This window comes from Pseudomonas syringae group sp. 247E2, from assembly GCF_032587795.1.
Classification (GTDB): Bacteria; Pseudomonadota; Gammaproteobacteria; order Pseudomonadales; family Pseudomonadaceae; genus Aquipseudomonas; species Aquipseudomonas amygdali.
Map to the genome: position 1 here is coordinate 191,753 of NZ_JAWHPK010000025.1, position 11,869 is coordinate 203,621.

8 protein-coding genes and 4 tRNA genes are annotated in these 11,869 nt (G+C 59.0%); 10 read left to right on the forward strand and 2 right to left on the reverse strand.

Translation table 11 applies throughout. The features are described from left to right. Positions 1-192: 192 nt before the first annotated feature. Positions 193-2,526 (forward strand): acylase, encoded by a 2,334-nt coding sequence (locus RYC18_RS21135; RefSeq protein WP_316886853.1) that lies wholly within the window; start codon positions 193-195, stop codon positions 2,524-2,526. Positions 2,527-2,581: 55 nt separating this feature from the next. Here RYC18_RS21135 and RYC18_RS21140 read toward each other — a convergent pair whose 3' ends face one another. Together RYC18_RS21140 and RYC18_RS21145 are read right to left on the reverse strand one after the other, a co-directional pair. Further along, the gene (locus tag RYC18_RS21140) at positions 2,582-2,905 is read right to left on the reverse strand and encodes a hypothetical protein (protein WP_005745232.1); all 324 of its coding nucleotides are present in this window, start codon (positions 2,903-2,905) and stop codon (positions 2,582-2,584) included. A 235-nt stretch (positions 2,906-3,140) separates the two neighbouring features. Beyond that, positions 3,141-4,337 carry an amino acid aminotransferase gene (locus RYC18_RS21145; RefSeq protein ID WP_005745233.1) on the reverse strand — a complete coding sequence of 399 codons (1,197 nt, stop codon included), beginning with the start codon at positions 4,335-4,337 and terminating at the stop codon, positions 3,141-3,143. A gap of 381 nt (positions 4,338-4,718) precedes the next feature. Between RYC18_RS21145 and uvrB the strand changes: the two genes are divergently transcribed. The 9 genes from uvrB to RYC18_RS21190 all read left to right on the forward strand — a co-directional run bounded on the left by uvrB (position 4,719) and on the right by RYC18_RS21190 (position 11,834). Continuing rightward, on the forward strand, positions 4,719-6,734 hold the full coding sequence (gene uvrB / locus RYC18_RS21150) for an excinuclease ABC subunit UvrB (protein ID WP_002552947.1): 2,016 nt from the start codon (positions 4,719-4,721) through the stop codon (positions 6,732-6,734). Positions 6,735-7,366: 632 nt separating this feature from the next. Then, the gene (gene gltX / locus RYC18_RS21155; protein ID WP_005734390.1) at positions 7,367-8,848 is read left to right on the forward strand and encodes a glutamate--tRNA ligase; all 1,482 of its coding nucleotides are present in this window, start codon (positions 7,367-7,369) and stop codon (positions 8,846-8,848) included. A gap of 148 nt (positions 8,849-8,996) precedes the next feature. Then, positions 8,997-9,072, forward strand: a tRNA-Ala gene (locus tag RYC18_RS21160). An 88-nt stretch (positions 9,073-9,160) separates the two neighbouring features. Next, positions 9,161-9,236: transfer RNA gene (locus tag RYC18_RS21165), tRNA-Glu, on the forward strand. A 52-nt stretch (positions 9,237-9,288) separates the two neighbouring features. Continuing rightward, positions 9,289-9,364: transfer RNA gene (locus RYC18_RS21170), tRNA-Ala, on the forward strand. Positions 9,365-9,410: 46 nt separating this feature from the next. Continuing rightward, positions 9,411-9,486, forward strand: a tRNA-Glu gene (locus RYC18_RS21175). A gap of 318 nt (positions 9,487-9,804) precedes the next feature. Continuing rightward, positions 9,805-10,266 (forward strand): acyl-CoA thioesterase, encoded by a 462-nt coding sequence (locus RYC18_RS21180; protein ID WP_004658990.1) that lies wholly within the window; start codon positions 9,805-9,807, stop codon positions 10,264-10,266. Positions 10,267-10,295: 29 nt separating this feature from the next. Beyond that, complete coding sequence (locus RYC18_RS21185; RefSeq protein WP_005745236.1) at positions 10,296-11,261, forward strand: tRNA dihydrouridine synthase; 966 nt, start codon at positions 10,296-10,298, stop codon at positions 11,259-11,261. A gap of 129 nt (positions 11,262-11,390) precedes the next feature. Then, on the forward strand, positions 11,391-11,834 hold the full coding sequence (locus RYC18_RS21190) for an Hsp20 family protein (protein ID WP_002552950.1): 444 nt from the start codon (positions 11,391-11,393) through the stop codon (positions 11,832-11,834). Positions 11,835-11,869 lie beyond the last annotated feature (35 nt).

The window sequence follows — 11,869 nt, forward strand, 5'->3', positions numbered from 1 at the left end:
GAAAAATCAACCGATCGACGGACGCCGGCTGCAGAGCGGGCCTTTATATAGAGCTGCCCTTTAAACGAGGGATGAGGACGGGAATTTAGCGTCGGCTGCGGGTTGCATTGCGCGAGTAAATTTTGCGTCTGCGCTTCGTTTAAGGGGAGCGGCTAATTCGGGTCGTCTTGTCGAGTTGGAGTCAGCGTGATTATTTCCAGACCCCTGTGCGGTTTTGTGTTTGCAGGTCTTTCTTTCGCGGTGATATTGCCTGCCCAGGCCCTGGTTGCCGCGGATCATCAGGCCGCCCGTGCCGAAATCCGGCGTACCGGTTTTGGCGTGCCGCATATCGTCGCCGCCAATGAGCGCGGTCTGGGTTACGGCATCGGTTATGCGTATGCGCAGGACAACCTGTGCCTGCTGGCCAACGAAATCGTCACCGTAAACGGCGAGCGCTCACGCTATTTCGGGCCGGACAAGGCGACCCTTGAGCAACGCAGCAACATGGCCAGCGACCTGCTGTTCAAGTGGCTCAACACGCCTGAGGCACTGGCTGATTTCTGGAAAGCCCAGCCGCCCGAGATTCGCCAGTTGATGCAGGGCTATGTCGCCGGCTACAACCGCTCGCTGGGTGAGCAGAAGGCCAAGGGGCTGCCGCAGCCTTGCGCAGCCGATTGGGTTCGACCGATCAGTACCGATGATTTGCTGCGCCTGACTCGCCGCTTGCTGGTCGAGGGCGGCGTAGGGCAGTTCACTGAGGCCTTTGCCGGTGCCAAACCGCCTTCTGCGCAAAAGCCATTGCAGGTTGATAGCCAGCAGGTTCAGGCGCTGCAATTGGCCGCTGTGCGCAACCAGCGCTTTGCCCTGGAGCGTGGCAGCAATGCCGTTGCAGTAGGGCACGAGCTGTCCGCCAATGGGCGCGGCATGCTGTTGGCCAACCCGCATTTTCCATGGGGCGGCGGCATGCGTTTCTATCAAATGCACCTGACCATTCCTGGCAAGCTCGACGTGATGGGCGCCGCATTGCCGGGCCTGCCGCTGATCAATATCGGTTTCAACCGGCATCTGGCCTGGAGCCATACCGTCGACACGTCGAAACACTTCACCTTGCATCGCTTGCAGCTCGACCCGAAAGACTCGACCCGTTACCTGCTGGATGGAAAATCCATCGCTATGGGCCAGCAGCAAGTCAGCGTCGAGGTGAAGCAGCCGGACGGTAGCCTCAAGGCTGTGCCACGCATCATTTATTCCTCGAAGTTCGGCCCGGTGGTGCAGTGGCCGGGCAAGCTGGACTGGGATGACAAGTTCGCCTTCAGCCTGCGTGACGCCAACCTGGAAAACGACCGTGTGTTACAGCAGTGGTATTCGATGGACAAGGCTGACAGCCTCAAGGCGTTTCAGGATTCGGTGCACAAGATTCAGGGCATTCCGTGGGTCAATACCCTGGCGGTCGATGCCAAAGGGCAGGCGCTGTACATGAACCTCTCGGTAGTACCGAACGTGGACGCCGCCAAGCTCGCCAAGTGCAGTGACCCGCGTATCGGCACCGAGCTGATCGTGCTCGACGGCTCGCGCAGTGAATGTAACTGGGACATATCCGCGGAGGCGGCTCAGGCGGGTATTTATCCGTCCTCACGCCAGCCGCAACTGTTGCGTAGCGACTTTGTGCAGCATTCCAATGACTCTGCCTGGATGGTCAATCCCGCGGCACCACTGAAGGGATTTTCGCCGTTGATCAGCCAGGACGGTCAGCCACTCGGTCAGCGTGCGCGCTTCGCGCTGGATCGGCTGGGCAGCCTGCAACAGGCTGGCAAGGTCAGCGCCGAGAATCTGCAAGCGATGGTCATGGACAACGAGGTGTATCAGGCCGGGCAAGTGCTGCCGGATCTGTTGAAGTTCTGTGCTTCGGAGCTGGGTGATGATGTAACGCGTCTGACGCCGTTGTGCGCCGCCTTGAAAGCCTGGGACGGACGCGCTGATCTGAACAGTGGCATCGGGTTCGTGTACTTCCAGCGGATCATGACATCCATGCAAGGCGTTGCCTCGCGCTGGCGTGTGGTGTTCGACCCGCAGAACCCGATCCATACGCCAACCGGGCTGGCCATTGAAAACCCTCAGGTTGCCAGCGCACTGCGCGCCGCCATGCTTGCGGCGGTTGATGAGGTGGCCAAGGCCGGTCTTTCGCCCGAGAGTAAATGGGGCGACATTCAGGTCTCCAGCCTCAGCGGCAAACCCATTCCGATTCATGGTGGCCCGGCCGGGCTCGGCGTCTACAACGCCATGCAGACCATCGCTGGCAAGGACGGCAAGCGTGAGGTGGTGAGCGGCACCAGCTATCTGCAGGTGGTGACGTTTGATGAGCAGGGGCCCAAAGCGCAAGGCCTGCTGGCGTTCTCTGAATCGAGCAACCCGCAGTCGGCCCACTCGAGGGACCAGACCGAGGCGTTTTCGAAAAAACAGTGGAGTGAGTTGCCGTTCACCGAACAGCAAATCAAGGCTGATCCAGCGTATCAGGTGCAGGTGATCAGCGAGGAGGGCAGCCGCTGAACATGGCAGGAGAAGCGTTTGGGCCGGGCGGCCCAAATGCGCTTGCCTGTCGGGATTAGCCGCCGGGCGTATCGATATCGGCGTCAACACCCTGGGTAGGCTGATGATTGCGCAGATCCTCGGTTTTTTCCTCAGGCTCATGGTCAGGCACGTAAGCGCTGTCGCCGGATGACTGGCTTTGGCTTTGGCTTTGGCCTTGAGACTGAGACTGGCTGGGAGCAGGGCTTTTGCCCTGATTCTGGCCTCCACCTTTTTCCGTTTCTGGTTCTACGTCCGCAACCTGTGGCTCGATGGCCGGGTCGTTGCGGTCTGCGCCCTGGTCAGCGGGCGTATGCTGGCCCGGTGGCTGTTCTTTCTGACGTTGCGGTTCGATGGACATGAGTACCTCGATATCTGTTTCAGAAAATGGTCTGACAGGGTTTCGAACGGTAGCCATATGGATCGTTCGATTCAGTTGCCGAACGGTGCTGAAGGAGGGTGATGCAGGATTGGGTGTTGTGTGAGGCTACGGGAGGTACGATGTTCGCGAAGGGGGCCGTACAGTTGCATGAGATGCATTGAACGGAATATAGCCTTCGCGAACAGGTTCGCTACAGAAGATATAGGCAGCGCGGTTAGAGCACTTTTTTGATTGCGTCGCACACGGCATCAATATTCTTCTGGTTCAGCGCCGCCACGCAGATACGCCCGGTATCCAGCGCGTAGATGCCGAATTCGCTGCGCAGGCGTTGTGCCTGTGCGGCGGCCAGGCCGGAATAGGAGAACATGCCGCACTGACGGCCGACAAAGCTGAAGTCCTGACCGGCCGGGTTATCCGCCAGGCGCTCGACCATGGCTTTGCGCATGCCTTGAATGCGCACGCGCATCTCGCCGAGTTCTTCTTCCCACAGGGCGCGCAGTGCCGGGTCATTGAGGACGGCAGCGGAAATGATTGCGCCGTGGGTCGGCGGGTTGGAGTAGTTGGTGCGGATCACGCGCTTGACCTGCGACAGAACGCGGGCAGTTTCTTCTTTCGATTCGGTAATGATCGACAGCGCGCCCACACGTTCGCCATACAGCGACAGCGACTTGGAAAACGAGCTGGAGGCGAAGAAAGTCAGGCCCGACTCGGCGAACAGGCGCACAGCCAGTGCATCTTCCTGAATGCCTTGACCGAAGCCCTGGTACGCCATGTCCAGAAACGGTACATGGCCCTTGGCCTTGACCACTTCCAGCACTTTTTTCCAGTCATCCAGGCTCAGATCGACGCCAGTCGGGTTGTGGCAGCAGGCGTGCAGCACAACCACAGAGTTGTCTGGCAGGTTCTGCAGGTCTTCAAGCATGCCTGCGCGGTTCACGTCGTGGGTGGCTGCGTCGTAATAACGGTAGTTCTGCACCGGGAAACCTGCGGTTTCGAACAGTGCGCGGTGGTTTTCCCAGCTTGGGTCGCTGATCGCTACCACTGCGTTGGGCAGCAGTTGCTTGAGGAAGTCGGCACCGATCTTCAAGGCACCTGTGCCGCCGACCGATTGAGTGGTCAGCACACGGCCTGAAGAGATCAGCGGTGAATCAGCTCCCAGCAGCAGTTTTTGCACTGCCTGGTCATAAGCGGCAATGCCGTCGATCGGCAGGTAACCGCGCGGCGCGTGCTGGGCGACACGGATCTTTTCAGCTTCAGCCACGGCACGCAGCAGAGGAATGCGCCCCTCTTCATCACAGTAGACGCCTACGCCAAGGTTGACCTTGGTGGTGCGGGTGTCGGCGTTGAAGGCTTCGTTGATACCCAGGATCGGATCGCGGGGTGCCATTTCGACAGCGGAGAACAGGCTCATTGTGCGGCGGCTCTTGATGAAGAGTGGGTAGGGATGCACGCTGCGGCTGAATGCGCCAAAGCGGTGCACAAACAGGGCTTAGTATAGAGAGCATCCCCTCGCCGGGCGACAGGTCGGGGCGGCTTTTTTCGAGGTTATGTGCATATTTTCAGAACGTTCGTCCCGTTCGAGCCTCAATGCTTTAAGTGCGTGACTTGAAAGGCCAGCATGTGGCTCCATCTAGTAAGCATCATTTCAAGACATCGCAGCACGCCCTTTCCCGGCGGGACCTGGCGTTGGCGATGATTTCGTCATGGCCTGTCAGTCCATTCAGGTGAGGCGAGCCCTTTGCGCGATCCCGTCGCGTACGAATCAAGTCGCGTATGAACCAAGAGGTAGGATATGTCCGAGTTCCAGCTCGTTACCCGTTTTGAGCCAGCCGGCGATCAGCCCGAGGCCATTCGCCAACTGGTCGAAGGGATCGACGCAGGGCTCGCGCACCAGACCTTGCTGGGGGTGACCGGCTCGGGCAAGACGTTCAGCATCGCCAACGTGATCTCTCAGGTGAAGCGCCCGACGCTGGTCCTGGCACCGAACAAGACCCTGGCCGCGCAGTTGTATGGCGAATTCAAGGCGTTCTTCCCGAACAACGCCGTGGAATATTTCGTTTCCTATTACGACTACTACCAGCCCGAGGCCTATGTGCCGTCGTCTGACACCTTCATCGAGAAGGATGCGTCGATCAACGACCACATCGAGCAGATGCGCCTGTCTGCAACCAAGGCGCTGCTGGAGCGCAAGGACGCGATCATCGTCACCACGGTGTCGTGCATCTACGGCCTGGGCAGCCCGGAAACCTATCTGCGCATGGTCATGCACATCGACCGTGGCGACAAACTGGACCAGCGCGCCCTGTTGCGACGACTGGCCGACCTGCAATACACCCGCAACGACATGGACTTCGCCCGTGCGACGTTCAGGGTGCGTGGCGATGTCATCGACATCTACCCGGCCGAATCCGATCTGGAAGCGATCCGCGTCGAGCTGTTCGATGATGAGGTCGAAAGCCTGTCGGCGTTCGATCCGCTGACCGGTGAGGTGATCCGCAAGCTGCCGCGCTTCACGTTCTACCCCAAGAGCCATTACGTTACCCCGCGCGAGACGCTGATCGAGGCAATGGAAGGGATCAAGGTCGAGTTGCAGGAGCGTCTTGAATACCTGCGCACTCAGAACAAGCTCGTGGAAGCCCAGCGTCTGGAACAACGGACCCGCTTCGATTTGGAGATGATGCTGGAGCTGGGCTACTGCAACGGTATCGAAAACTACTCGCGCTACCTGTCGGGCCGTCCGTCCGGTGCGCCGCCTCCGACCCTGTTCGACTACCTGCCTGCCGATGCCTTGCTGGTGATCGACGAGTCTCACGTCAGCGTGCCGCAGGTCGGCGCGATGTACAAAGGCGACCGCTCACGCAAGGAAACCCTGGTTGAGTACGGGTTTCGTTTGCCATCGGCGCTGGATAACCGGCCCATGCGCTTTGACGAGTGGGAAGCGATCAGCCCGCAGACCATTTTTGTCTCGGCGACGCCGGGCAACTATGAAGCGGAACACGCGGGACGTGTCGTCGAGCAGGTAGTACGCCCGACTGGTCTGGTGGACCCACAGATCGAGATTCGCCCTGCGCTGACCCAGGTCGACGACCTGTTGTCGGAAATCCACAAACGTACGGCGCTGGAAGAGCGGGTACTGGTCACCACGCTGACCAAGCGCATGTCAGAGGATTTGACCGATTACCTCAGCGACCACGGGGTGCGAGTGCGTTACCTGCACTCGGACATCGATACAGTTGAACGTGTCGAGATCATCCGCGACCTGCGTCTGGGTACCTTCGATGTATTGGTGGGGATCAACCTGCTGCGCGAGGGCCTGGACATGCCGGAAGTGTCGCTGGTGGCGATTCTCGATGCCGACAAGGAAGGTTTCCTGCGTTCCGACCGTTCGCTGATTCAAACCATCGGTCGGGCTGCGCGTAACCTCAATGGCCGGGCGATCCTGTACGCCGACCGCATCACCGGTTCCATGGAGCGCGCCATTGGCGAAACCGAACGGCGCCGCGATAAACAGCTCGCCTTCAACCTTGAGCACGGCATTACCCCAAAAGGCGTGTTCAAGGACGTTGCCGACATCATGGAAGGTGCCACGGTGCCAGGCTCGCGCAGCAAGAAGCGCAAGGGCATGGCCAAGGCCGCCGAAGAAAACGCTCGCTACGAAAACGAACTGCGCTCGCCGAGCGAGATCAACAAGCGCATTCGCCAGCTGGAAGAAAAAATGTACCAGTTGGCCCGCGACCTGGAATTCGAAGCTGCGGCGCAGATGCGCGACGAGATTGGCAAATTGCGCGAGCGGTTGCTGGCGGTTTGAGAGAGGGGTGATGCTCTGTCTCACAAGCCTGCGTCGCGCCATGCGCTCAAGATCGGACGCAGAGCGTCCAGAGCGGCGTTACCACGCTGGAGCGTGGTAACGATAGGTAAACTATCGTGCGACGCTCCGCGTCGTCATGCCATTCTGCGCCGCACCGCACATTCAAGATCGGCGCTCGTAGTCGCTGCACATAGAAAAAGCGCTTTTTGATCACGGTGGTACTGACGACGCAGAGTGCGACCTTAGTGACGGCTGAGTCCTGGCGCTGATCCGGGGCTAGCTTGGCAGGACGCCAGGCTAGCCGCACCGGACCATGGATGGTCCGTTGCGGCGACCCCCGGATCAGTGCCAGGGCGAAGGAACCCGACGAAGTCGGGCCGGAAACAGGAGCGAAGGACTTTGCTCACTTTGGTCCCTCACAGTGAGTCGCCGAGGGGCGAAAAAGTGACCTGAGTCGAACCCTAATCTACCTGAAACCACAGAACCGCCGTGTGACGCGGAGCGTCACGAACTGCATTCCCACGCGGAGCGTGCGGAACGATAGGTGTTCCGGCGATTACCTTTCACGCTGGAGCCGCATGCCCCCAGCCTGTTAACATTCCGCGCTTGATTGACCTATTTCGGGATTTTCCATGACCACCGTTCGTACCCGCATCGCGCCATCGCCCACGGGCGACCCTCACGTCGGCACGGCCTACATTGCGCTGTTCAACTATTGCTTTGCCAAACAGCATGGCGGCGAGTTCATTCTGCGCATTGAAGACACCGATCAACTGCGCTCGACCCGCGAGTCCGAACAGCAGATCTTCGACGCACTGCGCTGGCTGGGTATCGAATGGAGCGAAGGGCCGGATGTCGGTGGTCCACACGGCCCGTATCGTCAAAGCGAGCGGGGCGATATCTACCAGAAATACGCGCAGCAACTGGTCGAGCTGGGTCACGCCTTCCCGTGTTTCTGCACCGCCGAAGAGCTGGACGAGATGCGCGCCGAGCAACAGGCCAAGGGTGAAACCCCGCGCTATGACGGTCGCGCCTTGCTGCTCTCCAAGGAAGAAGTACAACGCCGTCTGGACGCTGGCGAGCCCCACGTGATTCGCATGAAAGTGCCGACCGAAGGCGTCTGCGTCGTGCCGGACATGCTGCGCGGCGAAGTCGAAATCCCGTGGGACCGCATGGACATGCAGGTCCTGATGAAGACCGACGGTCTGCCGACCTACTTTCTCGCCAACGTGGTCGATGACCACCTGATGGGCATCACCCACGTACTGCGCGGCGAAGAATGGCTGCCATCGGCACCCAAACTGATCCTGCTTTACGAGTACTTTGGCTGGGACAAGCCACAGCTGTGCTACATGCCGCTGCTGCGTAACCCGGACAAGAGCAAGCTGTCCAAGCGCAAGAACCCGACGTCGGTGACCTTCTACGAGCGCATGGGCTTCATGCCTGAAGCCATGCTCAATTACCTGGGGCGCATGGGCTGGTCGATGCCGGACGAGCGCGAGAAGTTCTCGTTGCAGGAAATGGTCGACAACTTCGACCTGTCGCGTGTCTCGCTGGGCGGGCCGATCTTCGATATCGAAAAACTGTCCTGGCTCAATGGTCAGTGGCTGCGTGATCTGCCGGTCGAGGAGTTTGCCAGCCGATTGAAAACGTGGGCACTGAACCCAGACTACATGATGAAGATCGCACCGCACGTGCAGGGCAGGGTAGAGACCTTCAGTCAGGTCGCTCCGCTGGCCGGGTTCTTCTTCGCCGGTGGCGTTACGCCCGATGTGAAGCTGTTTGAGCACAAGAAGCTGTCCCCGGAGCAGGTCCGTCAGGTGATGCAGTTGATCCTGTGGAAACTGGAGTCGCTGCGTCAGTGGGAGAAAGACCGGATCATGGGTTGCATCCAGGCCGTCGTTGAGCACCTCGAGCTCAAACTGCGTGACGCCATGCCCCTGATGTTTGCGGCGATTACCGGCCAGGCCAATTCGGTCTCGGTGACCGATGCGATGGAGATCCTCGGTCCGGACCTGACCCGCTTCCGCCTGCGTCAGGCCCTGGATTTGCTGGGTGGCGTTTCGAAGAAAGAAAACAAGGAATGGGAAAAGCTGCTGGGCTCCATTGCCTGAGGCGTTCCCTGTTCCTGTCAGTCGCCCCCGGTTTTCCGGGGGTTTAAAGGTAAGTGGTTGTATTACCGACAAAAAAGTTTGGAAAATGTAAAAAATAAATTTGACAGCCCTGTCACTCACGCTTAATATGCGCCCCGTCCACTGATGTGGGGCTTTAGCTCAGCTGGGAGAGCGCCTGCATGGCATGCAGGAGGTCAGCGGTTCGATCCCGCTAAGCTCCACCAAATTTAGCGTTTCAGAGCGCTGCTACACTGCTTTGAAACGATGTGAAACAAGCGGATCCAGCAATCGTTTGTTTTGTAAGAAGGTTTTGTCCCCTTCGTCTAGTGGCCTAGGACACCGCCCTTTCACGGCGGTAACAGGGGTTCGAGTCCCCTAGGGGACGCCAGTTTCACCGAGTGATACTTCAACGTTGATCTCCGCCGCGAGGCGATAAATCCGGGGCTTTAGCTCAGCTGGGAGAGCGCCTGCATGGCATGCAGGAGGTCAGCGGTTCGATCCCGCTAAGCTCCACCAAATTCGCCAGGGTTCATCGTTCGATGAACCTGACTGAAGGTTTTGCGTCCCCTTCGTCTAGTGGCCTAGGACACCGCCCTTTCACGGCGGTAACAGGGGTTCGAGTCCCCTAGGGGACGCCACGATTTCCCGCTCTGCGGGACCAAGGGTCATTCGATTATTGAATGGCCCTTTTGTTTTTTCAGGGTTTGAAAAATCGCCCTTCCTGCTTCTATTTATTCCCACAGGTATGTGTTCAGCCTGCAATTGCGGTTTCAGCCCTTTTATCCGGGCTTATTCAGACTTGTGTATGACTTTGAGCGCTGGAGCGTGAGGAATGTACAGGTCCTTTCGCGAACAAGTTCGCTCCCACGGCCTTCGGCCAGAATCAAAAGCAGACGCGCCACTATCCTGACTTCGCTACACTCCCGCCAATCACATTCGCTCAAGCAGGAGCACGCATGGTCTGGGATCGGGCAACGCCTTTCGTCATTGATCTGAACGTCGGCGCTGAAGACATCGACGGGCTGGGGCATGCCAATAATGCCGTGTACGTCTCCTGGCTGGAGCGCTGTGCCTGGCGGCATTCGCAGTATCTGGGCCTGGACCTGACCGAATACCGGCGTCTGGACCGGGCCATGGCGGTGGTCAGACACGAGATCGACTATCTGGCCAGTGCCTATGAGAACGATGAACTGCAACTGGCGACCTGGATCGTCGATTGGGATCGCCGCCTGAAAATGACCCGTTGCTTTCAGCTCAAGCGACCCGCCGACAACCTGACGTTGCTGCGCGCGCAAACCACCTTTGTCTGCATCGAACTGTCCAGCGGTCGGCCCAAGCGCATGCCCGCCGAGTTCATCGAGGGCTATGGCGCAGCCATCCCTGACGGCACCGTTCCCAATCCGCACGCCGGGCAGTAAACTGCCGGACTTTTTTTCGAGTGTGACCCATGCAAATTGCTCTGGCGCCCATGGAGGGGTTGGTCGACGACATCCTGCGCGATGCCCTGACGAAAGTAGGTGGTATCGACTGGTGCGTGACCGAATTCATCCGGGTGTCCGAGCGCTTGATGCCTGCGCACTACTTTTACAAATACGCTTCGGAATTCCACAAAGGCGCGAAGACCGACGCAGGTACGCCTTTGCGGCTCCAGCTGTTGGGCTCCGACCCAGTGTGTCTGGCCGAGAACGCCGCGTTCGCCTGTGAGTTGGGCGCACCGGTACTGGACCTGAACTTCGGTTGTCCGGCCAAGACTGTCAATCGCTCCCGTGGTGGCGCAATCCTGCTCAAAGAGCCGGAACTGCTGCATTCCATCGTCAGCCAGGTACGCCGTGCCGTGCCCAGGCATATTCCAGTGACCGCCAAGATGCGTCTGGGTTACGAAAACACCGATGGCACGCTGGACTGTGCCCGGGCACTGGCTGACGGCGGGGCTGAGCAAATAGTCGTTCACGCACGCACCAAGGTCGACGGTTACAAGCCGCCCGCCCACTGGGAGTGGATTGCGCGCATTCAGGAGGTGGTCAAGGTCCCAGTGGTGGCCAACGGTGAAATCTGGACCGTTGATGATTGGCGTCGTTGCCGGGAAATATGCGGCGCACGCGACATCATGATTGGTCGCGGGCTGGTGGCGCGCCCTGATCTGGCCAGGCAGATAGCTGCGGCACAGAAGGGTGAAGAGGTCGTGCCGATGACCTGGGATGAGTTGCAGCCGATGCTGCGTGCTTTCTGGCAGGCTTGTCTGATCAAGATGACGCTCATTCAGGCGCCGGGTCGTCTCAAGCAATGGTTGGTGCTACTGACCAAGAGCTACCCTGAGGCGACCCTGATGTTCAATGCGCTACGCCGCGAAACCGACTGTGATCGAATCGGCGTGATGCTGGGCTGTCTGCCTGGCTGCTCACCCGAAAGCTAACCCCGACGAACGGTCGAAAAAAACCTGAAAAAAGTCTCTTGAAAAGTGAATGGGTATCCCTATTTTGCTGATCAAGCGATGCCGAAAACGGGTCGCGTACACCACTCGCTGATAAACAGGAGAATTGTTATGGCTACTGCATTTTCTCTGGCTCCACTGTTTCGCAACTCAGTGGGTTTCGACCGCTTCAACGACCTGTTCGAGTCGGCGGCACGAAATGAGACAACCAGCGGCTACCCTCCCTACAACGTGGAGCGGCATACCGATGATCATTACCGGATCGTGATCGCTGCAGCAGGCATGCAAGAGCAGGACCTTGAGCTACAGGTCGAGAAGGGCGTATTGACCGTGATCGGCAACAAGCGCGAGCAGGAAGCCGACAACGTGACCTATCTGCATCAGGGTATTGCCCGGCGTGAATTCAAGCTGTCGTTCAGGCTGGCCGACAATATCGAGGTAAAGGGTGCCGACCTGTCTCACGGTCTGTTGAGCATCGACCTGGTGCGCAACGTGCCGGAAGAGGCAAAACCAAAGCGCATTCCGCTCAATACCCAGAAAGTACTGGGCAGCTAATCAGTTGTTCTATAGAAGAGGCGCCTTCGGGCGCC